This is a genomic window from Pseudomonas sp. CFBP13509, from assembly GCF_005233485.1.
Classification (GTDB): domain Bacteria; phylum Pseudomonadota; class Gammaproteobacteria; order Pseudomonadales; family Pseudomonadaceae; genus Aquipseudomonas; species Aquipseudomonas marginalis.
The window spans coordinates 309,961-331,038 of record NZ_QGAA01000004.1 but is presented as its reverse complement, the minus strand read 5'-3'; the positions used below and the strand labels follow the sequence as shown (position 1 = coordinate 331,038).

The 21,078-nt window shown below is 60.2% G+C and carries 16 protein-coding genes and 3 pseudogenes; 12 read left to right on the top strand and 7 right to left on the bottom strand.

Annotated elements, in window-relative coordinates:
- Positions 1-32 precede the first annotated feature (32 nt).
- Positions 33-821: an SDR family NAD(P)-dependent oxidoreductase gene (locus tag PspCFBP13509_RS09305; protein WP_137211942.1), complete on the bottom strand. Its 789-nt coding sequence runs from the start codon at positions 819-821 to the stop codon at positions 33-35.
- Between the two features lie 97 nt (positions 822-918).
- On the opposite strand from PspCFBP13509_RS09305, the gene PspCFBP13509_RS09300 reads away from it, so the two are divergent.
- On the top strand, positions 919-1,824 hold the full coding sequence (locus PspCFBP13509_RS09300; protein ID WP_137211941.1) for a LysR family transcriptional regulator: 906 nt from the start codon (positions 919-921) through the stop codon (positions 1,822-1,824).
- A 20-nt stretch (positions 1,825-1,844) separates the two neighbouring features.
- Here the strand turns inward: PspCFBP13509_RS09300 and PspCFBP13509_RS09295 are convergent, their stop codons facing one another.
- Complete coding sequence (locus PspCFBP13509_RS09295) at positions 1,845-2,735, bottom strand: LysR family transcriptional regulator (RefSeq protein WP_027605835.1); 891 nt, start codon at positions 2,733-2,735, stop codon at positions 1,845-1,847.
- A 165-nt stretch (positions 2,736-2,900) separates the two neighbouring features.
- Between PspCFBP13509_RS09295 and PspCFBP13509_RS09290 the strand changes: the two genes are divergently transcribed.
- The 6 genes and pseudogenes from PspCFBP13509_RS09290 to PspCFBP13509_RS32120 all read left to right on the top strand — a co-directional run bounded on the left by PspCFBP13509_RS09290 (position 2,901) and on the right by PspCFBP13509_RS32120 (position 9,856).
- Positions 2,901-3,983, top strand: coding sequence for a 4-oxalomesaconate tautomerase (locus PspCFBP13509_RS09290; protein ID WP_137211940.1), 1,083 nt, complete (start codon positions 2,901-2,903; stop codon positions 3,981-3,983).
- A gap of 44 nt (positions 3,984-4,027) precedes the next feature.
- A complete protein-coding gene (locus PspCFBP13509_RS09285) occupies positions 4,028-5,341 on the top strand; it encodes a dicarboxylate/amino acid:cation symporter (protein ID WP_065927554.1) in 1,314 nt (437 codons plus the stop codon).
- 135 nt (positions 5,342-5,476) lie between these two features.
- Positions 5,477-6,781: a CitMHS family transporter gene (locus tag PspCFBP13509_RS09280; RefSeq protein WP_065927555.1), complete on the top strand. Its 1,305-nt coding sequence runs from the start codon at positions 5,477-5,479 to the stop codon at positions 6,779-6,781.
- Positions 6,782-6,881: 100 nt separating this feature from the next.
- Complete coding sequence (locus tag PspCFBP13509_RS09275; protein WP_446730746.1) at positions 6,882-8,126, top strand: OprD family porin; 1,245 nt, start codon at positions 6,882-6,884, stop codon at positions 8,124-8,126.
- A 59-nt stretch (positions 8,127-8,185) separates the two neighbouring features.
- Positions 8,186-8,998: pseudogene (locus PspCFBP13509_RS32125) on the top strand (cache domain-containing protein); the annotation flags it as partial.
- Between the two features lie 36 nt (positions 8,999-9,034).
- Positions 9,035-9,856 carry a methyl-accepting chemotaxis protein gene (locus tag PspCFBP13509_RS32120; protein WP_408013063.1) on the top strand — a complete coding sequence of 274 codons (822 nt, stop codon included), beginning with the start codon at positions 9,035-9,037 and terminating at the stop codon, positions 9,854-9,856.
- A gap of 34 nt (positions 9,857-9,890) precedes the next feature.
- On the opposite strand, the gene PspCFBP13509_RS09265 is transcribed toward PspCFBP13509_RS32120, so the two are convergent.
- Complete coding sequence (locus tag PspCFBP13509_RS09265) at positions 9,891-11,216, bottom strand: LLM class flavin-dependent oxidoreductase (protein WP_065927558.1); 1,326 nt, start codon at positions 11,214-11,216, stop codon at positions 9,891-9,893.
- A gap of 22 nt (positions 11,217-11,238) precedes the next feature.
- Positions 11,239-12,195: an ABC transporter substrate-binding protein gene (locus tag PspCFBP13509_RS09260; RefSeq protein WP_137211937.1), complete on the bottom strand. Its 957-nt coding sequence runs from the start codon at positions 12,193-12,195 to the stop codon at positions 11,239-11,241.
- A gap of 301 nt (positions 12,196-12,496) precedes the next feature.
- On the opposite strand from PspCFBP13509_RS09260, the gene PspCFBP13509_RS09255 reads away from it, so the two are divergent.
- Positions 12,497-13,366: an isocitrate lyase/PEP mutase family protein gene (locus PspCFBP13509_RS09255; RefSeq protein WP_065927560.1), complete on the top strand. Its 870-nt coding sequence runs from the start codon at positions 12,497-12,499 to the stop codon at positions 13,364-13,366.
- Between the two features lie 376 nt (positions 13,367-13,742).
- Positions 13,743-15,065, top strand: coding sequence for an OprD family porin (locus PspCFBP13509_RS09250; protein WP_137211936.1), 1,323 nt, complete (start codon positions 13,743-13,745; stop codon positions 15,063-15,065).
- Positions 15,066-15,117: 52 nt separating this feature from the next.
- Here PspCFBP13509_RS09250 and PspCFBP13509_RS32115 read toward each other — a convergent pair.
- The 3 genes and pseudogenes from PspCFBP13509_RS32115 to PspCFBP13509_RS09240 form a co-directional block, all read right to left on the bottom strand.
- Positions 15,118-15,594 (bottom strand): annotated as a pseudogene (locus PspCFBP13509_RS32115) (methyl-accepting chemotaxis protein); the annotation flags it as partial.
- 111 nt (positions 15,595-15,705) lie between these two features.
- A pseudogene (locus PspCFBP13509_RS32110) lies at positions 15,706-16,473 on the bottom strand (PAS domain-containing protein); the annotation flags it as partial.
- A gap of 124 nt (positions 16,474-16,597) precedes the next feature.
- Positions 16,598-17,086 carry a winged helix-turn-helix transcriptional regulator gene (locus PspCFBP13509_RS09240; RefSeq protein ID WP_065927563.1) on the bottom strand — a complete coding sequence of 163 codons (489 nt, stop codon included), beginning with the start codon at positions 17,084-17,086 and terminating at the stop codon, positions 16,598-16,600.
- 107 nt (positions 17,087-17,193) lie between these two features.
- Between PspCFBP13509_RS09240 and fabF the strand changes: the two genes are divergently transcribed.
- The 3 genes from fabF (at position 17,194) to PspCFBP13509_RS09225 (ending at position 20,974) form a co-directional block, all read left to right on the top strand.
- Entirely contained in the window at positions 17,194-18,462 is a 1,269-nt protein-coding gene (fabF, locus tag PspCFBP13509_RS09235; protein WP_065947015.1) for a beta-ketoacyl-ACP synthase II, read from the top strand.
- 72 nt (positions 18,463-18,534) lie between these two features.
- Complete coding sequence (locus PspCFBP13509_RS09230) at positions 18,535-18,915, top strand: RidA family protein (RefSeq protein ID WP_027605818.1); 381 nt, start codon at positions 18,535-18,537, stop codon at positions 18,913-18,915.
- A gap of 70 nt (positions 18,916-18,985) precedes the next feature.
- Complete coding sequence (locus PspCFBP13509_RS09225) at positions 18,986-20,974, top strand: peptidase U32 family protein (RefSeq protein WP_137211935.1); 1,989 nt, start codon at positions 18,986-18,988, stop codon at positions 20,972-20,974.
- Positions 20,975-21,078: the final 104 nt, after the last annotated feature.

Genomic DNA, 21,078 nt, shown 5'->3' with positions numbered 1-21,078 from the left:
GATATACCGCGCAGATATTCATTCAAACGTCATTAACCGGAGTGAGGGGCTTTATTCTCGACCAGGCAATTACCGCCATCGACCACGATAACTTCACCGGTGATGTAACTGGATTCTGGAGACGCCAGAAATGCAACCGCCGCCGCCACCTCGTGGGGACTGCCCGCCCGCCCGATCGGGGTAAAGCGCCCCGCCTCTGCTTCAACCGGTGTGGTTGAGCCCGTGGTGATCCATCCGGGCGCCACGCTGTTGACGGTAATCCCGTGCTTGGCGACTTCAAGTGCCAGTCCCATGTTCATGCCCACCATCGCGGCTTTGGCAGCGCTATAAGCGGCTTCGCCGGGGTTGCTCCCGCGGGTGCCCGTGGTGGAACTGATATTGACAATGCGCCCGTAATTTCGCGCCCTCATACCGGGCAAAACAGCCCGCGTCAGAAGAAAAGCGGTGGTTAAGTTTCTGGCCAGTGAAAGATTCCACTCATGCAGTTCCATGCTCGCCAATTCCGAGAAAACCTCAGGGCTGCCTTGCATGGCCATGCCGGCATTATTCACCAGAATATCGACCCGCCCCCAGACCGACACCGCCCAGAGGCCGAATTCACGCACCTGATGTTCATCGATGAGGTCAACCGCCCTGCCCTCAATTTCAAACCCTTCTGCGAGCAGCTCTTTAACGCGTTCCTCGATGCGGCGGCTACTGGCGGTGATGATCAATCTCGCACCCGCTGCACCTAGCCTGCGAGCGATCGCCATGCCAATACCCGCTTCACTGCCGGCACCACTGACAAGTGCCACGTGCCCCCTCAAATCAGTATTTAACATGGTGTTCCCCACGTACTTAATTTGGAATAGAAGTGGAAATTAGGCTAATAAACCTGATAAATAAAGACGATCATCATCAGAAAATCTGACAACTGCCATGGCGTTCACCAGTGAGTCACTGAAAGTTTTCCTTGCGGTTGTCGACAGCGGCTCCTTCTCTGCCGCCGCACGCAAATTGGGGCGGGTACCCTCGGCCATCAACATGGCGGTGTCGCAGCTTGAAGCCGAGCTGGATTTATTGCTTTTTGACCGATCAACCCGCAAAGCCATTCCTACGGCAGCCGCCAAAGCACTTGAGCCCCAGGCACGACAGGTCGCCAGCCAGTTAAACCTGCTGGACGCCCATGCGCTCCAGCTTCATCAGGGGTTGGAGGAGCGCTTGGTCCTTGCGATGGCGCCGGAGTTGCAGACAGGCGTATGGAATCGTCCGCTGTCCATTATCGCCAGGGAGTTTCCCACGCTTGAAATCGAGATTCGCTCCGCGTCCCATCCGGAGGCGATGCGCATGCTCCATGAAGGGCGGGTGCAATTGGCCCTTGGATTTGAACGACCAGGGCTTGACGAGCGGGAGACGTTTCTTGAAGCGGGGAGCCAATTGTTGGTAGCCGTTGCCTCTCCGGATCATCCTGCGGCCGCCGGCAAGAAAAGCCCCTTGAGTGAAGAGCAACTGGTCAACGTCCGGCAGATCATCGTGGCTACTGGAGGGCCTACAGACTCTGATCCACGTGTTGTGCTGTCACGGCGGATTTGGCACAGCGACAATTACCTGGCAACGCTGGATCTGGTCCAGCAAGGATTGGGCTGGGCTTATCTTCCACAGTCGTTGGTACAACCTCTGATCAGTTCGGGCGCATTGACGGAGGTGGTGTTTGACAACATGCCGAGTCAGATGCGGCTATGGGTCGATATCATCTGGGTAAAGAACCGTCCCCTGGGGCTGGCAGCGAGTCGCTACCTGAGCCTGATGCGCAAGATTGTCGAGGACGAGCCGCGGCGTGTTTGAGAAAAAACCAGCCGTATGGCTCATTGAGGCCACTGCTCAAGCAGTATCGAGACGAATTTTTCCGCCGCCGGCGAAAGCGATGCTCCCCGGCGGTAAACCAAGCCCAAGGAGCGGTTCACAACCGGCTCGATCAACGGGACGCTGACCAAGGTTGGATGATCTTCAGCCGGCATGGCCAGGCTCGGCATCGCCGAAACCCCAAGGCCGGCCTCCACCAGGCCCAGCGAAGTCGAGAGGTGCTGGACTTCGTAGAACCATTGCGGCCGCCAACTCAAGCCCGACAACGCGTGATCGAGCAGCATGCGGTTGCCGCTCAGGCGCCCTACCCCGATAAGACGGTAATCGCTCAATTCGGACCAGGTGACCGAACTGCGTCCAGCCAACTCATGATCACGCCGGCACGCCAATACGAAAGGCTCGCTGACCAGGGGCACGAACTCAATGTCCGGATGCTGCCCACTCATCATGTTGATCCCGAAGTCGGCCTCCCCCCGCAGCACCGCTTCAAGCCCCTCATTGGCGCTCAAGTCCAGCAGGCGGATGCGGATTTTTGGGTAGCGCTCGTTGTACAGGCGAATGACTGATGGCAGGAAATAGAAAGCCGCAGTAGGGATACACGCCAAGGTTACCCGGCCAATCTGGCGTTCGGCCAGCTCACGGATATTGAGAATCGACTCATCGAAGTCATCCAGCAACCGACGTGCCTTTGGAAGAAAGTCACGACCGACACTCGTGAGGCTGACCTTACGCGTGGTGCGATCCAGCAACGAGGTGCCCAACCCCTCTTCCAGTTTTTTAATTCGGCGACTGAGTGCCGGTTGAGACAGGTGCAAGGCATCGGCTGCTTCGTGAAAACTGCCAAGTTCAGCGATTTTCACGAAGGATCGAATGTCATTCAGCTCATATTCCATGTCTTATCTCACCCGCACAAGGCGTCAAAAGGAAACTCAGCGTAAATTTATCATTCGCAAAACGCAATAATCTCTTCAATATTTGCATTTGAAACATTTTTTAAAGCTTGAGACTCTTGCTCCAAGAACATCAATTACACCGATTGATCAACAAGAGTCAGTATCATGCAAAGAATTCCCTGTGTGCTGATGCGCGGCGGCACCTCGAAAGGTCCGGTTTTTCTCGACTGGGATTTGCCCGCCGCCGTTGAGGCCCGTGACGAACTGCTGCTCAACCTGATGGGCTCCGGTCATGAACTGGAGATCGACGGCATCGGCGGTGGCAGCCCGCAAACCAGCAAGGTTGCGATTGTCAGCCCTTCGCTGCACCCGGATGCGGACGTTGATTACCTGTTCGTTCAAGTGATGGTTTCACAACGCAGGGTCGACAGCGCACCCAACTGCGGCAACATGCTGTGCGCGGTGGGCCCGTTCGCCGTCGAGCAGGGTCTGGTCAAAGGCACCCCGGAGCGCACCCGTGTGCGCATTCGCAACCTAAATACCGGCACCTTTATTCACTCCGACGTGTACACGCCGGATGGCAAAGTCAGTTACGAGGGCGATACCGCCATTGATGGCGTGCCCGGTACGGCGGCGCCGGTGCAACTGACGTTCCTCGACGCAGCCGGCAGCAAGACAGGCAAGCTCTTTCCCACCGGTAACACGCAGGACGTGATCGATGGCATTGCGGTGACCTGTATCGACATGGCAATGCCCATGGTGCTTGTCGAAGCCAGCCAACTGGGCAAGCGTGGCGATGAGAGCCCGGCGGAACTGGACGCCGATAAGGAATTCCTGCGACGCCTTGAGACGCTGCGGCTGCAGGCCGGCCTGGCCATGGGCCTGGGCGATGTCAGCGACAAAGTGATTCCCAAGCCGGTACTGGTTTCGCCCGGGAAAGCGGGGGGCACGCTCCAGGTTCGTTACTTCATGCCGCACAACTGCCACCGCGCGCTCGCCATTACGGGCTCGATTGGTTTGGCCACTGCGTGTGTGATCGAAGGCAGCATCGTCGCGCAGATGCTCGGCGGGATCAGTACGCCGCGCCTAGAAGCGGTGCGTATCGAACACCCGAGCGGCGGGATTGATGTCGTATTGTCCTACACCGGCGTCAACGGTGAGACAATTCAGGCTTCAGTCGTACGCACCGCCCGCAGGCTTTTCTCCGGCTACGTCTACGCCACTGACTCGCAGCGCCTTGCCGGATAAATTCCGATAGTCGTTGGCATTTTTGCATCCGCACAATTCTAAAAATGGGTGATGCCATGAAAGTTGTTAAATCGCTCTACTTCCAGATCCTCTGCGCCGTGGCGCTCGGCATCGTGGTCGGGCATTTCTGGGCCCAGCAGGCCATTGCACTCAAGCCCCTGGGTGACGCGTTCATCAAACTGATCAAGATGATGATTGCGCCCGTGGTGTTCTGCACCATCGTCACCGGCATCGCAGGGATGAGCGACAAGCGCTCCCTCGGGCGCCTGCTGGGCAAAACCATGCTGTTGTTCTTCGTCCTCACGGTGATCAGCCTGGTGATTGGCCTGGTCGCGGTGTACGTGTTCCAGCCGGGCGCCGGCATGAACATCGATCCCAGCCAGCTGAGCACCAAAGGATTGGCCCAGTACACGGAGTCGGCCGCAAAGCTTGGGGTGGTGGAGTTTTTCATGCACATCATTCCCGAGACGTTTATCGGCGCCTTCAGTAAAGGTGAAGTGTTGCCGGTGCTGTTTATCGCGGTGTTGTCCGGCTTTGCCTTGTCGTCGCTGGGCGAGCGTGGCAAACCGGTACTCGACGTGCTCGAATCCGCCTCGCAAATGGTCTTCAAGATCTTTTCCTACCTGATGCGTTTTGCACCGGTCGGCGCTTTCGGGGCCTTGGCGTTCACTGTCGGCCAGTACGGCATCACCTCGCTGGGTTCGCTGGCGAAGTTGATCATGACCTTGTACATCGCCTGCGGCTTTTTCGTCTTCGTGGTACTGGGCAGCATTTGCCGCGCCAACGGTTTCAGCCTGTGGAAGCTGCTGCGCTACTTTCGGGAAGAGTTCCTGGTGGTACTCGGCACCTCCTCCACGGAACCGGTGATGCCGCGCATGCTGGAGAAACTCGAGGCACTGGGCTGCAAAAAAGGCGTCGTCGGCCTGGTGCTGCCCACCGGCTACTCGTTCAACCTGGACGGCACGGCCATCTACCTGTCGTTGGCGGCGATTTTCATTGCCCAGGCCTGCAACATTGATCTGAGCCTGACGCAGATCATCACCATGCTGGCGATCATGCTGCTGTCCTCCAAAGGCGCCGCCGGGGTTACCGGCAGCGGGTTCGTGGCACTGGCCTCGACCCTGACGGTCATTCACGACATCCCATTGGCCGGCCTGGCATTGCTGATCGGTGTTGACCGCTTCATGTCTGAAGCCCGCGCCCTGACCAGCCTGGCCAGTAACGCGGTAGCGACGGTGGTGATTTCGATGTCTGAAAATGCCTGCCACCGCGAAACGCTGAACCGGATGCTCGACGCAAAATCTTCTGCCGCACCGGGAAAAGCCTGGGACGACCTGAAGGACGCCAAACGCGTCTAGAGACAACCGGATAACGCTTCCCCCCTGACTTGACTGCCCCCCCCTCCCCGCCAGGCGCGTTGTGCCGCCCGGCGGGTCAGGGCGCGTGCGCCTCGGCGTCAGCCATTTTTACGATAACAACAAGAGAATCGTCCTATGCTCGCTTTCCTTGGCTTGGCCATGGTGGTCGTATTCACCTATCTCATCATGACAAAGCGTTTGTCGCCCATCGTCGCGCTCACCGTGGTTCCCATCGTCTTCGCGGTGATCGGCGGCTTTGGCGGCACCACCGGCAAGATGATGCTCGACGGCCTGAAAATGGTCGCCCCGTCTGCCGCGTTGCTGCTGTTTGCGATCCTGTTCTTCGGCCTGATGATCGACGCAGGCCTGTTCGACCCGCTGATCCGCAAAATCCTGAAGAGGGTCAATGGCGACCCGATGAAGATCGCCGTAGGCACGGCCCTGCTGTCGTTGCTGGTAGCGCTCGACGGCGACGGCACAACGACCTACATGATCACCTGCGCCGCGATGCTGCCGCTGTATAAACGCATCGGCATGAACCCGATGATCCTGGCGACCCTCTCCATGCTGTCGCTGAGCATCATGAGTGGCATGACGCCCTGGGGCGGCCCCGCGACACGGGCTATTGCCGCGCTGGGCCTGGATGCCGGCGAGTACTTCGTGCCGTTGCTGCCGACCATGATCGGCGGTGCCCTGTGGGTGATCTTCACGGCCTTCATACTGGGTCGCGCAGAGCGCAAGCGTATCGGCAACGTGCAACTGCAAAGCGGCGGCGGCGATTGCTACATCGATGCGATTCTCGAGGACACGCCCCACAAACGTCCGAAGCTGGCCTATGTCAATCTGGTGCTGGTGATCGCGGTGATGGTGGCACTGGTGATGGGGCTGATGCATTCCGCGATCCTGTTCCTGATCGGCTTCGTGCTCGCGCTGATGATCAACTACCCGCAATTGGACATTCAGAAAGAACGCATCCTGGCGCACTCGGGCAACGCCATGACCGTGGTGTTGCTGGTATTTGCCGCCGGGATCTTTGCCGGGATCTTTTCCGGTACAAAGATGGTGGATGCCCTGGCACAGACTCTTGTCGACTGGATCCCGCCATCCTGGGGCCACCTGTTTCCGTTGGTGGTTGCGATCACCAGCATGCCGCTGACCTTTGTACTGTCCAATGACGCCTACTATTTTGGCGTGGTGCCGATCCTGGCCAATGCCGCCGCCGCTTATGGCATCGACCCGGTCGAAATCGCCCGCGCCTCGATCCTGGGCCAGCCTGTTCACCTCATGAGTCCGCTGGTGGCCTCGACCCTGTTGCTGGTGGGCATGGTCGATCGCGATATCGGCGACTTCCAGAAGGCCACCGTCAAATGGGCCGTGCTGACTTCCCTGGTCGTTACCGCCCTGGCCTTGTTGACCGGGGCCATCAGCCTGTTCACCTGATCCACCCATAACCCCTGCTGCCTTCCAGCGCGCGTCACTCACGAGGCGCGTGCCGACCTGTACCCCAAATAACAACAACGAGTCATTTGCCATGAACCCTATGTATACCCGTCGAGCTTTGTTTTGCGCGTTAGGCCTGGTACCCGTCGCGGCGGCCAACGCCGAAGGTTTTATTGATGACAGCAAGCTCAAGCTGCAACTGCGCAATGTGTATTTCAACGAGAACTTTCGCGACGAGCACGGCTTGAGTGCGCGGGCCGCCAGAACGGCAAAAAGCGAACGCACCGAGTGGGCCCAGGGATTTCTGCTGGACTATCAGTCCGGATTTACTGCGGGCACCCTCGGTTTCGGCGTGGACGCCCTGGGACTCTATGGGGTAAAGCTCGATTCAGGGCGCGGGCGCAGTGGCACCGGGCTCATGCCGGTGCATGATGACGGGCGGGCGGCCGGCGAGTTTGCCAGCGCCGGCGCTACGGCAAAAGCCAGGTTCGCCAAAACCACTGTCAAGTACGGCACCTTGCTGCCCAAGACGCCGGTGCTGATTTACAACGATGCGCGCTTGTTGCCCCAGACCTACCAGGGCACCCAGGTCAGCAGCAGCGACATCGAGAACCTGACCGTGACCGGCGGGCATCTGGACCGTTTCAAACTGCGCGACTCCACCAACAGCGTGCCGATCGTGCCTGATGGCTACAGCGGGGAAAAATCCGGTGATTTCAACTACGCCGGGGCTGAGTACAAATGGGGCAAAAACCTGCGCTTGAGTTATTTCTACGGGGAACTCGAGCACTTCTACCGACAGAACTTCGCTGGCATCCAGCATGACCTGCCGCTGGTCGGCGGCGTGCTGACCAGCGACCTGCGCTACTTCAACAGCGTTGATAGCGGCTCGGCCTACGCAGGCAAAATCGACAATGACATGTTCAGCGGCCAGTTGTCCTACGTGATCTCAGGCCATACCCTCGGTGGCGGCTACCAGGCCCTTCGCGGTGATGCCGGATTACCCTACATCAGCGGCGCGACCGTCTACTCGTTCAGTAATGCCGGCATCGGCAAATTCATTGAGGAGGACGAGAAGACCTGGATGCTCAACTATGGCTACAACTTCGCCGCCGTCGGCGTGCCCGGCCTGACCTTCTCAACGCGCTACCTGAGCGGCAATGACGGCAAGTCCACCACCACAGTCAAGGAATGGGAGCGGGATACCGAGCTGGCTTACGTTGTGCAAGCCGGCACGTTCAAGGGCCTGGGCGTACGCATGCGCAACTATGTCTACCGCTCTGAGTTCTCCCGCGGCCGCGACAGTAATCGCCTCTACCTCACCTATGACATTGCCCTTTGGTAAGTCGACGATCGCGGCCCTTGCGGCCGCTTTCCTACAGATTCAGGTGAGGAACCCCACGCATGCTGTTTAAAAACAAAGTACTGATGCTGGTGCTGACTCCGGTGGTGCTGTTGTCCACGATGCTGGCGCTGACAACGAGCACCACCTTGCTGTCGAGCGCCGAGCAGGAAGTCACGGCGACCCGGAAACGCCTGCTGGATGAAAGCCGGGAACGCTTGAAAGACTACGCCAACCTTGCCCGAACCTCGGTAGCGGAGCTGTATGCGCAGGCCGAGACGGGGGACACCGCAACGCGTGCGCTGGCGATCGCGCGACTGTCGAAAATGAAGTATGGGGACGACGGCTATTTTATCGGTTACGACAGTCAGGTCGTGCGCCTGTTTCGTGGTGACAGCAGTGAAGGCGTCGGCACCAACATGAGTGACCGCAAAGACAAGAACGGGATTTACCTGAATCGGGAAATGGTTGCCGCAGCGATGAACGACAGCCACTTCGTCAACTATTCGGGGGCCCTGATCAATACGGATAAAGTCGTTCCCAAGCTGGCTTACAGCTTTTACCTGCCGGCCTGGGACATGGTCGTGGTCACCGCGATCAATCTCGACCGTATCGAAAGCCAGGTTGCCCAAGTACGAGGGGAAATCCATCAGCGTGTGCGCAGCCTGGTCTACGGGATAACCGTCATTGCCTTGATTGCGCTCGGGATCACCGGTGTGCTCGCAGTGTTAATGGTTAAAAGCAGCCTGCGTCCCCTGTCGCGGATTCGCGAGCACCTCGATGAGATCGCCGCGGGCGAAGGCGATCTGACACGGCGCTTACCCATCAGCCGCGACGAGTTCGGCCAGGTGGCCGTGTCGTTCAATGCCTTCGCCGATAAGATTCATGGGCTGGTCGGCCAGATCGTCGGCATGGCCAGAGAATTGAATACATCCGTGACCCAGGTGGCCGAACAGAGCAAATGCATCGATCAGGTCATGGAACAGCAACGCCAGGAAACCGATCAAGTCGCTGCAGCAATCAATCAGATGTCATCTGCGGCGCAAGAGGTCGCCAACAGTGCCCAGAGCGCTTCAGAGGCAGCGGGCGAAACCGATGTGCAGGCCCAGCACGCCAGGCAGGTCGTCAATGAAAGCATCACCCGGTTGGGAAGCCTGACCGAGGACCTGTCCGCGGGAGGCGCCTCGCTGAAAAGCCTGCAAGGCGATGTAGCAGGCATTGTCACGGTGCTGGATGTAATCCGCTCGATCGCCGAGCAAACCAACCTTCTCGCACTCAACGCCGCGATCGAAGCCGCCCGGGCCGGGGATGCAGGTCGCGGATTTGCCGTGGTTGCCGACGAAGTACGCGCGCTGGCAAGCCGGACGCAACTCAGCACCCAGGAAATTCAAGCGATGATCGAGCGCCTTGACCAGGCCACCACCAAGGTCGTCACTGCAATGAGTCACTCCGGCGCAGCAGGTCATGGCGCCAGCCTGCACGCTGGACAAGCCGGGCAGTCGCTGGGCAAGGCGGTCGAGTTGATCGTTACCATCAACACCATGAACGCGCACATCGCCAGCGCCGCGCAAGAGCAGACGTCGGTTGCAGAGGCCATCAATCGCAGCGTCCACCAGATAGCCCGCGCGATTGAAAACGTCGCAGACCAGACCCAAAGCGGCGTACACACGGTCGATGAGCTGTACGCCATCGGTCATCGCCTGGAAGGCCTGTTGAGGCAATTCAAGATTTAACCACTGTGTTTTCTGTGCGCCGGGCGTTGAGGCACTAACTGCGGCGCTCAAAGCGCGGAATCGGCAACCCCAGGCTTTCGCGCAGGGTCGTCCCTTCATACGCTTTGCGATACACGCCACGGGCCTGTAATAACGGTATGACGTCTTGGGTAAAACGCTTGAATTGCTCGGGGTGCCCGATGTAGATGTTGAAGCCATCCACGGCGCGGGCCTCGAACCAGTCGGCCATTTTCTGCGCGACCGTGTCAGCAGTGCCCACGAATGCGCCGGGACGCAGTTGGCGACCAAACTCTACGGCCTGGCGCAACGTGAAACCTTTCTCGCGCGCCTGATCGGCAATCCGTTTGGCTGCGGTAAAAAAGCTGCTGCGCGCAGACTCGAGGCTTGCCTGGGGAAACGGCGCATCGAGGTCGTACTGGCTGAAATCATGCCAGCCAAAGTTACGTCCAAATTCCTTCAGTGCGAGTTCAAAGCTGTGGTCGACCTGATGGTAGTGCTGCTCGATTTCACGGGCGTGCTCATCCGTGTCGCCGACGTAAATTTCAGCGCCAGGCATGACCAGTATCTGCTCCGGGTCGCGCCCCCTTTGTGCTGCCCTGCCCTTTATATCGCGGTAGAAAGCCTGGCCCTGCTCGATACTGGCGGCATGGGTAAAGATCACATCGGCGGTGGCGGCACCCAGCTCGCGCCCCTGCGGCGAATCACCGGCCTGGAATATCACCGGCTGGCCTTGGGGTGAGCGTTGGATGTTCAGCGGGCCGACCACCGAAAAGTGCTCGCCCTGGTGATTCAGGCGATGCAGTTTGCTCGGGTCGAGAAACTGCCCGGTCGCCCGGTCGCGCACGAAGGCATCTTCCTCGTAGGAGTTCCACAAGCCCTGCACAACCTGGACGTGTTCAGCCGCTCGGCCGTAGCGCGTGTCGTAATCGTAGTGTTCGTCCCGGCTGTAGTTGCCTGCCGTGCCGGCATCGCCGCTGGTCACCACGTTCCATCCCGCACGACCTTTGCTGATCAGGTCCAGTGAAGCCAGGCGCCGCGCAACATTGTAGGGCGAGTTGTAAGAGGTGGTCAGCGTACCGACCAAGCCTATATGGCGTGTGCTCACAGCCAGTGCCGAGAGCAGCGTCAGCGGTTCCAGCCGATTCAGATAATGGGAGGGCGACCCCGGTGTGATGAACTGGCTGTCGACGATAAACATCAAGTCGAACAACGCCGCCTCGGCCTGACGCGCAATATCGATGTACCAATCGACGTTGACGCTGGCGTCGGCCGGTAATTGAGGATCGAGCCACAGGTTATGGCGACCCGGCCCGCCACTGCCCATCGTCAAGGCACCCAGTTTGAGCTGTCTGTTGGTCATGTCCAGAGTATTCCTTGACGCCTCACGGCTGGTTATTAGCGACGGCTGGCTGCAAGGACGCCGCGAATGACTGATCGAACAGATTGGCTGCCGGGTACGGTTTGACCAGCCCTTGGCCGGCAAAAAAGTCCACGGTTTTTTGCGCCTCTGCTGGCGACTGGGCAGTCACCGGCTCGACGGTGGTGCGCGCGCGGGCAAACCAGGCGCGCGCTATACCGGCGTCCGCACGCGTACGCCTGGCCCACGCATCGGCATAGGCGTCGGTGTTGGCCGGGGTTTGGCGAGCCCAGTCACGCGCCTTTTTCAGGCGCAGGAGAAAATCGCTGATCTGCACACGCTTGGCTTCGACGGCACGGGCGTTGGCTGCAATGAAGCTCTGGGCCGGAATCAATCCGTCAGCCGTCGCGAGCACCCGCGCACCTTGGCGTTCCTGCTGCGTAACGTAAGGTTCCCAGGTGGCGATAACGTCCACCGAACCGCCTTCCAACGCATGGGAGGCGTCCAGCGCGCTGAGGTAGCGCAACTCCAGTGAGTCTCGTGGCACGCCGGCTTTATCCAGCGCAGTCAACAGCAGTTGCTGGCTCCAGGAGCCTTTCCAGATGGCCGCACGTTTGCCCGCGAGATCCGCAAGGCTCCTGATCGGCGAATCCTTTTTCACCAGAATGGCCACGCCGTCGAGATTTTGCCGACTGACCGCAATCACTTTGATGGGCGCGCCTAATGCGCCCAGGAACAGCACGGGCGCATCACCCAGCAAGCCAATGTCCAGGCTGCCGACGTTGAGTGCTTCGGCAACCGGCGACCCGGCAGTGAACTGCTTCCATTCAAGGGTATAGGGCAGGTTTTCAAGCACCCCCGCCGCTTCCATCGCGGCCTGGGCGTTGTAGCTTTGGTCGCCCACCACCAGCGTTTGCGCATTCGCGGTCAGGCACAGCAATACGGCCGCCAACCCGGCCGCCAGTCTCGTCAGGTAACGCACGTTCGTCTCCAGATGCCTTGTCAGGCCGTTCAAGTCGATCCGCGCGTACGGTCTCGATAGTGTTCACAGGAATAATCTGCCCACACCATAAGGACCGGATCGGCCGCTGTAAACTTCTTATAATGCATAACGTAATTCTATAATAATGCGAAATAAGCATTTTAAGGCCGGCATGCACCATCTGTTTCCAGCATACCCCATGCTCAAACGTCATAATCCCCGACCCGCCTGCATGGTAATCTCGCGCGACCACGAATAGACATAGATCGTCACGTGACGATGACCAGAGCCAGGAAAGAACATGCCCAAAAAATCTCATTCGACGCTGCGCCGCAACTTCCGCGAATTGCTGGCCAAGCCGAGCTGCGTTGAAACCGCTTCCGTATTCGACCCCATGTCCGCCCGTATCGCGGCAGACCTGGGGTTTGAGGTGGGTATCCTGGGAGGGTCAGTCGCGTCGTTGCAGGTATTGGCGGCGCCCGATTTTGCCTTGATCACGCTGAGTGAGTTCGTCGAGCAGGCCACCCGTATCGGCCGCGTCGCCCAGTTGCCTTTTATTGCCGATGCCGACCACGGTTACGGCAATGCACTCAACGTGATGCGCACCGTCGAAGAGCTTGAGCGCGCCGGCGTCGCGGCATTGACGATTGAAGACACGCTGCTGCCTGCACAATTCGGGCGTAAATCCACCGACCTGATTTCCATCCAGGAAGGCATCGGCAAGGTCCGCGCCGCCCTGGAAGCCCGTGTCGATCCTGAACTGTCGATCATCGCCCGGACCAACGCCGGCGTGTTGTCCACCGAAGCGGTGATCGAGCGCACCCGGGCTTATCAGAAAGCCGGTGCCGACGGCATCTGCATGGTGGGTGTCAGCGACTTCGAGCACCTGGAGAAGATCGCGGAAAACCTCACCGTGCCGCTGATGCTGGTGACCTACGGCAATCCCAAGCTCAACGACGCCCAGCGTTTGGCGGATTTGGGCGTGCGCGTGGTGGTTGCCGGCCATGGCGCGTACTTTGCGGCGATCAAGGCTACTTACGACAGCCTCCGTGCCCAGCGCCAGCTGACCCACAGCACCTCGAACCTCAGTGCGACGGAACTGACCCATACCTACACGCTGCCTGAAAGTTACGTGGCGTGGGCCAAGGAGTTCATGGACGTGGAAGAGTAATAACTGCGTGGAGTAAGGGGCCAATTACTCCAGCGCCCTCGCCCTTGTTAGTTCAACTTAAAAACTCCCCATGGAAAAAAATCCGCCGTAGCAACTACGGCGGCAACCAAAGGGTATTGTCGAAGCAGAGCGGCTAAGACAGTCCCCACGCTACACCTCCCGCCGATTAAAAATAGTGAAGTTTAATTAATCGAGTTTCATCCCCGGCACACCTGCAGGCCGCGCAAAATCTGCCTGGAGTCAGCTTCGGCAAACCCGTCGAAGACAATAAGAAACCGTAACGCCTCACTTTAAAATTCTGCCCATACAAGCGTGTACGCCTGCCAGACAGTGCGGCGTTTCTGTGCGCGTTCATTATTCCGGGGAAGTTAATAACATGATTAAACAGTGGAGCCTGTTGGCGCTGGCGGTGTGCGCCAGTATCAGCCCCGTGGCGTTTGCCGAGTCCGTCACGGACCAGGCCGATGCCAAGGGTTTTATCGACGGCAGCAGCGTCACCGGCTTGTTGCGCAACTATTACTTCGACCGCGACCGTGCGAGCGGCAAGGCCGACAACCGCGACTGGGCCCAGGGCGCCATGCTCAACTACGCCTCGGGCTTCACCCAGGGCACCCTCGGCTTTGGCGTGGATGCCTACGCCTACGGCGCGCTGAAACTCGACGCTACCTACGCGGACGCCGGCACCGGCGACCTGCCGACCGATCGGCACGGCGATCCCGAGAATGCCTACGGTTCCGTCGGTGCTGCGGTGAAACTCAAAATTTCCAAGACCCAGTTGAAGTTCGGTGACATGCAGCCCACCGCGCCGGTCTTCGCCACCGGCGGCACCCGCCTGCTGCCGCAGACCGCCACCGGCTTTGATCTCACCAGCAGCGAAATCAGCGGACTGGACCTGGAAGCCGGGCACTTCACCAGCACCAACAGCGGCATGACCAGCAACCATGACCACGATATTTACGCCACCTACGCCAACGTGGCGGCCAACAGCGCGAGCTTTGTCGGCGGCAAATACACCTTCACCCCGTCACTGAGCGCGACACTGTATGCCGGCGAACTGGAAGACATCTGGCGCCAGTACTACACCAACCTCAACTACGTCATCGCCCTTCCCCATGACCAATCCCTGGCCCTGGACGGCAACCTGTACCGCACCCTCGACACCGGCGCCGCCAAGGCCGGCGCGATCAACAACACCACCTACTCGGTGGCGGCGGCCTATTCGTTCCTGCAGGCGCACACGCTGACGCTGTCGTTCCAGAAGGTGCACGGCGACACGCCCTTTGACTACATAGGCACCGGTAACAACGGCGCGGGTGAAGGTGGCGATTCGGTGTTCCTGGCCAACTCGGTGCAGTGGGGCGACTTCAACGGGCCGGGCGAGCAGTCGTGGGGGATTCGTTATGACTTGAACATGGCCAGTTATGGCGTGCCGGGGTTGAGTTTCATGAGCCGTTATATCAACGGTTCGGACATCAACGGCACCCACACCCCGGTCAACAGCGCCTATGCCGGCGATTACGGTGCCGACGGCGCCCATCACGAGACGGACGTGGAGGCCAAATACGTGATCCAGAGTGGCCCGGCGAAAAACCTGTCGTTGCGCGTGCGTGATGCCATCGTGGCGTCCAACGCCGACCAGCGCGATGGTGACTTGAATGAACTAAGGGTGATCGTCGACTACCCGTTCACCTTGCTGTAAAGGGAGCCTTGTCAGGAGAGGGAATGGCTCCCTCTCCACGCCTGAAACGCGATCAGCCTACCCAGCCGACGGCAGTTTTCGGAATCACTTCCGACTCATCCAGTTTCGACGCAAACATACTCACAGCCTGCACCGCATCACTGGTGCTGGTGCGAATCTGCAAAATCACCGAACCCGCCTGGTCCGCCAGGTTCACACCGCGTTGCGCGCCCTCTTGGGTGGAGCTCATGCTGGCCACCGCGTCGCGGGTTTCCGACAGGATCATGCCAATCATCTCGGCGATTTCCGCGGTAGAGCGGCTGGTACGCCCCGCCAACTGCCTGACCTCATCGGCCACCACGGCAAAACCACGCCCTTGGTCGCCCGCACGGGCAGCCTCGATGGCCGCGTTGAGGGCCAACAGGTTGGTTTGGTCGGCGATGCCTCGAATGGTATTGACGATGGCGGTAATTTGCTCGGAGCGCTCGCCCAATTGCCCGACCAGACGCGCCGATGCGCCGATGTTCTCGGCGATCCGGCGCATCTCTGTCGCCGTATCCTGGATCACCTGGGTACCGTGCTCGGCAAACCGCTCGGTCTCGGAGGAAATATGGTAGGCCCGGGAGGCGCCGCGTGAGTCTTCCTCGAACTTTTCCACGCGTTCAGTGATGTCACTGGCAAACTTGACGATCTTGATCAGCGTGCCGTCGCCGTCGTAGACCGGGTTGTAACTGGCCTCCAGCCACGCGACACGGCCATGCTTGCCTAGACGTTTGAATTGCCCGGTGAAAAATTCACCGTTGTTCAAGCGTCGCCAGAAGTCGGTGTACTCGCTGCTGTTGATCAGGCTGGGTTCGCAAAACAGGCGGTGGTGCTTGCCTTTGATTTCGGCCAGCGTATAGCCCATGACGTGCAGAAAGTTCTCGTTGGCGTCCAGCACCTGACCGTTCAAGTCGAACTCGATCACTGCCATGGCCCGATCCACTGCGGCCAGTTTGCTGCGGGTCGCCGCCTCCTGTTCGACTTTGGCGGTGACATCCAGGGCGTACTTGACCACTTTCAGCACTTGGCCACGCTCATCCAGCACCGGGTTGTAGCTGGCTTCCAGCCAGACGGTCTTGCCGTGGGCATCCACGCGCTTGAAGGTGCCCGATACGAACTTACCGGCCTTGAGCTCACCCCAGAACTGGCTGTAGGCGGGGCTGTTGGTCAGCGCCGGCAAGCAAAAGTCCCGGTGGGATTTGCTCGCCAATTGGTCGCGACTGTAGCCCAGGGTTTTCAGGAAGTTATCGTTGGCACGCAGGACCTTGCCGTTGAGGTCGAATTCGACTACCGCCATGGAGCGTTCCAGGGCGCTGATCAGTCCTTTGTACTCGGTGACTTCGGCCGTCCTGGCCGCCAGTTCGGTTTTGAGTGTTGTATTGAACATGACGAGCCCTCAGCCGTGCGGAAAAACCTGTGTCTTGACTCGCTATCGGCTGGGAAATACGCGACTTTAAGGGGCGCAGCAGGATTATTTTCTGGCGTCAAATTATTGCTTGAGCCCGCAGGATTCAAGGCTTTGCGGCAAGCGAAGCCAAGCGCTCCCGCATACCGGTACTGGCCGCCGGGCCGGCCTGCAACACACAGTCCTCCAACGGCACGATGTGTCCCTCTGCACTCGCCAACATCGGCTGCACCGGCCGCCCCGTGTCCCGCTCGACCAACTCGACACTGGTGCCTTCTTCGGCGTAATGCCGGTTGCCCCACGCCACCAGCGACATCAGCACCATGCGGAAATCCTCGCCCTTGGCGGTCGGCACATATTCATAGCGCGGCGGCCGCTCACTGTAGGCCCTGCGCTCCAGCATCCCCGCCTCCACCAACGCTGTCAGGCGGCGCGTGAGCATGTTCGGCGCAATGCCCAGGCTGCGCGAAAACTCATCGAAGCGGCGCAACCCCTGCAACGCGTCGCGCATGATCAGGATGCTCCACCACTCCCCTACCCGTTCGAGGCTGCGGGCGATGGGGCATTCGTCGCGGGTCAGGGACTTGCGTTGCATAAAGGTTCCTAGGGGCCGGTGCAAAGTTGTGTGACGCCATGTTACTTTCATCATGATAGTGACGTCCATAGAGTCTGAACCCTCAATGCAACCGGAGTCGATTGATCATGAGTAAACGTATCGTTGTGACAGGCATGGGTGCGCTGACACCGTTGGGCGCTGACGTGGAGTCAACCTGGAAACGCCTGTTGAACGGGCAGTCGGGCATTCGTCGCCTGCCTGAAGAACTGATCGGCGACCTGGCTATCAGCATCGGCGGCCAAGTGCAGAGCGTGCTGCAGGACCCCGAAGCCGGGTTCGATCCTGATCGCCTGCTGGCCGCAAAAGAGCAGCGCAAGATGGACCGTTTCATCCTGTTCGCCCTGGCGGCGGCCGACGAAGCCCTGAAGCAGGCCGGCTGGGCCCCGAACACCGTGCAGCAGCAGGAACGCACCGCCACCATCATCGCCTCGGGCGTCGGCGGTTTTCCGGCCATCGCCGAGGCGGTACGTACCACCGACAGCAAGGGGCCGCGACGCTTGTCGCCGTTCACCATTCCATCGTTCCTGAGCAACATGGCCGCCGGGCATGTGTCGATCAACTATGGCTTGAAAGGCCCGCTGGGAGCGCCGGTCACGGCCTGTGCGGCGGGGGTGCAGGCGATTGGCGACGCTGCGCGGATGATCCGTGCCGGTGAAGTGGACGTGGCGGTGTGCGGTGGCGCCGAAGCGGCGATCCACCGCGTCAGCCTGGGCGGCTTTGCGGCGGCGCGGGCGTTGTCCAGCGACTTCAACGACGCCCCCGAGCGCGCCTCGCGCCCGTTCGATCAGGCGCGTGACGGCTTTGTCATGGGCGAAGGCGCCGGCATCCTGGTCATCGAGGAACTGCAACACGCCCTTGCACGCGGTGCCCAGCCGATTGCCGAGCTGGTGGGCTATGGCACCAGTGCCGATGCCTACCACATGACCGCCGGCCCGGAAGACGGCGACGGTGCGCGCCGGGCGATGACGCAGGCGTTGCGTCAGGCGGGGATCGAGGCGTCCGCGGTGCAGTACCTGAATGCCCACGCCACCTCGACGCCGGTGGGCGACAAAGGCGAATTGGCAGCCATCAGGACCGTATTCGGTGTCGGTGGCCAGCTGGCGATCAGCTCGACCAAGTCCGCCACCGGCCATTTGCTGGGCGCCGCGGGCGGCATTGAGGCGATCTTCACCGTACTTGCCCTGCGCGATCAGGTCGCACCGGTGACCCTCAACCTGGAACACCCGGATGACCTGGCCGAGGGCCTGGACATGGTGCGCGGTGACGCGCGGCCGATGGCGATTGAATACGCGCTGTCCAACGGCTTCGGGTTTGGTGGCGTGAATGCCAGCGTGTTGTTCCGCCGCTGGGTATAAGCCAGCGGTTTGCCCCTGGGATTGTTTTCGGGGACCATGGCGCCTTTCCGTTACTGCCAACCAGAGGCGCCCATGGCCAACCACGACCTGTCCTACACCCCCGATCCGGATGCCGACTCGATTTCTTCCGACGTTGTCGGTTTCAACGGCATCCTGGTCTCCACCCAGATCCCGACGCGCGCCGACGGCAGCCTGGAACTGGGCGATATCACCCTGCAAAGCGAATGTACCCTGCAAGCGCTGAAAGTCGCACTGGAAAAGGCCGGCAGCTCCATGGACCGGGTCATGCACCTGACCATTTATCTGACCGATATGGCCGACCGCGCCGCCTTCAATGAGGTCTACAAACGCTTTTTTGCCAAGCCCTGGCCCGTGCGTGCGGCGGTTGGCGTGGCTGCGCTGGCGGTAGACGGCATGCGTGTGGAAGTCACCGCGATGGCCGCTCAAGCCTGAAGTAATGCCGGTCAGGCATTTCACAGCTACAATGCGCGCCTCAACCGTGACAAGCCTGACTAAAAAAACTATGTCCTTGCCCAAGCATCACCTGGAATTGCTCAGCCCTGCCCGCGATGTCGCCATCGCGCGCGAGGCCATCCTGCATGGCGCCGACGCCATCTACATTGGCGGCCCGAGCTTCGGCGCGCGCCATAACGCGTGCAACGAGGTGAGCGATATCGCCCAACTGGTGGAATTCGCCCGTCGTTACCACGCCCGCGTCTTCACCACCCTCAACACCATCCTGCATGACAACGAGCTGGAACCGGCGCGCAAGCTGATCCATCAGCTCTACGACGCAGGTGTCGACGCGCTGATCGTGCAGGACCTGGGCGTGATGGAGCTGGATATCCCACCCATAGAGCTGCACGCCAGCACCCAGACAGACATCCGTACCCTGGGCCGCGCCAAGTTCCTCGACCAGGCCGGGTTCTCGCAGTTGGTGTTGGCCCGCGAGCTGAACCTGCAGGAAATCCGCGCCATCGCCGACGAGACCGATGCCGCCATCGAGTTCTTTATCCACGGCGCCCTGTGCGTGGCGTTCTCCGGGCAGTGCAATATCTCCCACGCGCAAAATGGCCGCAGCGCCAACCGTGGCGACTGCTCCCAGGCGTGCCGCCTGCCGTATACCTTGAAGGACGACCAGGGCCGCGTCGTGGCCTTTGAAAAGCACCTGCTGTCGATGAAAGACAACAACCAGAGCGCCAACCTGCGCGCGCTGGTGGAAGCCGGCGTGCGTTCGTTCAAGATCGAAGGCCGCTACAAGGACATGGGCTATGTGAAGAACATCACCGCCTATTACCGCCAGCGCCTCGACGAAATCCTCGAAGACCGTCCGGACCTCGCCCGCGCGTCCAGCGGCCGTACCGCGCACTTCTTCCTGCCCGACCCGGAAAAAACCTTCCACCGTGGCAGCACCGACTACTTTGTCAGCGACCGCAAGATCGACATCGGCGCCTTCGACACCCCGACCTTCACCGGTTTGCCGGTGGGCGTGGTGGAAAAAGCCGGCAAGCGTGACCTGCAAGTGATTACCCATGAGCCGCTGTCCAACGGCGACGGCCTCAATGTGCTGGTCAAGCGCGAAGTGGTGGGTTTCCGCGCCAACATCGCCGAGCCCAAGGGCGAGTTCGAGGAAGACGGTGAGAAGCGCTACCGCTACCGCGTCGAGCCGAATGAAATGCCGGCCGGCCTGCATCAGTTGCGCCCGAACCACCCGCTGAACCGCAACCTCGACCACAACTGGCAGCAGGCGTTGCTCAAGACTTCGGCCGAACGCCGTATCGGCCTGTCATGGGTCGCGCGTTTGCGTGAAGAGCAGTTGGACGTCACCGCGACCAGCGAAGAAGGCATCTGCGCCAGCGTCACCCTGCCCGGCCCGTTCGGCGTGGCCAACAAGCCGGAACAGGCGCTGGACACCCTGCGCGACCTGCTTGGCCAACTCGGTACCACCGAGTATCACGCCACCCGTATCGAACTGGATGCACCGCAGGCGTTCTTCATTCCCAACTCGCAGCTCAAGGCATTGCGCCGCGAAGTGATCGAAGCCCTGACCGCCGCCCGTGTTGCCGCCCACCCCCGTGGCGGGCGCAAGGCCGAGACCACGCCGCCGCCGGTGTACCCGGAAGCGCACCTGTCGTTCCTGGCCAACGTCTACAACCAGAAAGCCCGCGACTTCTACCACCGTCACGGGGTGAAGCTGATCGACGCAGCCTTTGAAGCCCATGAAGAGAAAGGCGAAGTGCCGGTGATGATCACCAAGCACTGCCTGCGTTTCTCCTTCAACCTGTGCCCTAAACAAGCCAAGGGTGTGACAGGGGTGAAGACCAAGGTCGCGCCGATGCAGTTGATTCACGGCGATGAAGTGCTGACGTTGAAGTTCGACTGCAAACCCTGCGAAATGCACGTGGTGGGCAAGATCAAGGGGCATATCCTTGGGTTGCCACAGCCGGGCAGTGTGGTGGGTTATATCAGCCCGGACGATCTGCTCAAGACGATCGTGCGCGCCCCACACTGAATCAACTGCCTCTTGCACGGTGGGTGCGCTATCCGCCCTGCAAGAGCCGGTTTGACCTCGCAAATCCAGCAAAGTATCAAAACCTGTACCTCAGACAGCAACGG

What these genes read in the sequence shown, in the direction of transcription:
- PspCFBP13509_RS09250 (WP_137211936.1), top strand. Translation starts at nt 13,743, where the DNA reads ATGATTAAACAGTGGAGCCTGTTGGCGCTGGCGGTGTGCGCCAGTATC.
- fabF (WP_065947015.1), top strand. Translation starts at nt 17,194, where the DNA reads ATGAGTAAACGTATCGTTGTGACAGGCATGGGTGCGCTGACACCGTTG.
- PspCFBP13509_RS09255 (WP_065927560.1), top strand. Translation starts at nt 12,497, where the DNA reads ATGCCCAAAAAATCTCATTCGACGCTGCGCCGCAACTTCCGCGAATTG.
- PspCFBP13509_RS32120 (WP_408013063.1), top strand. Translation starts at nt 9,035, where the DNA reads ATGGCCAGAGAATTGAATACATCCGTGACCCAGGTGGCCGAACAGAGC.
- PspCFBP13509_RS09290 (WP_137211940.1), top strand. Translation starts at nt 2,901, where the DNA reads ATGCAAAGAATTCCCTGTGTGCTGATGCGCGGCGGCACCTCGAAAGGT.
- PspCFBP13509_RS09285 (WP_065927554.1), top strand. Translation starts at nt 4,028, where the DNA reads ATGGGTGATGCCATGAAAGTTGTTAAATCGCTCTACTTCCAGATCCTC.
- PspCFBP13509_RS09305 (WP_137211942.1), bottom strand. Translation starts at nt 821, where the DNA reads ATGTTAAATACTGATTTGAGGGGGCACGTGGCACTTGTCAGTGGTGCC.
- PspCFBP13509_RS09230 (WP_027605818.1), top strand. Translation starts at nt 18,535, where the DNA reads ATGGCCAACCACGACCTGTCCTACACCCCCGATCCGGATGCCGACTCG.
- PspCFBP13509_RS09280 (WP_065927555.1), top strand. Translation starts at nt 5,477, where the DNA reads ATGCTCGCTTTCCTTGGCTTGGCCATGGTGGTCGTATTCACCTATCTC.
- PspCFBP13509_RS09275 (WP_446730746.1), top strand. Translation starts at nt 6,882, where the DNA reads ATGTATACCCGTCGAGCTTTGTTTTGCGCGTTAGGCCTGGTACCCGTC.
- PspCFBP13509_RS09225 (WP_137211935.1), top strand. Translation starts at nt 18,986, where the DNA reads ATGTCCTTGCCCAAGCATCACCTGGAATTGCTCAGCCCTGCCCGCGAT.
- PspCFBP13509_RS09295 (WP_027605835.1), bottom strand. Translation starts at nt 2,735, where the DNA reads ATGGAATATGAGCTGAATGACATTCGATCCTTCGTGAAAATCGCTGAA.
- PspCFBP13509_RS09265 (WP_065927558.1), bottom strand. Translation starts at nt 11,216, where the DNA reads ATGACCAACAGACAGCTCAAACTGGGTGCCTTGACGATGGGCAGTGGC.
- PspCFBP13509_RS09240 (WP_065927563.1), bottom strand. Translation starts at nt 17,086, where the DNA reads ATGCAACGCAAGTCCCTGACCCGCGACGAATGCCCCATCGCCCGCAGC.
- PspCFBP13509_RS09300 (WP_137211941.1), top strand. Translation starts at nt 919, where the DNA reads ATGGCGTTCACCAGTGAGTCACTGAAAGTTTTCCTTGCGGTTGTCGAC.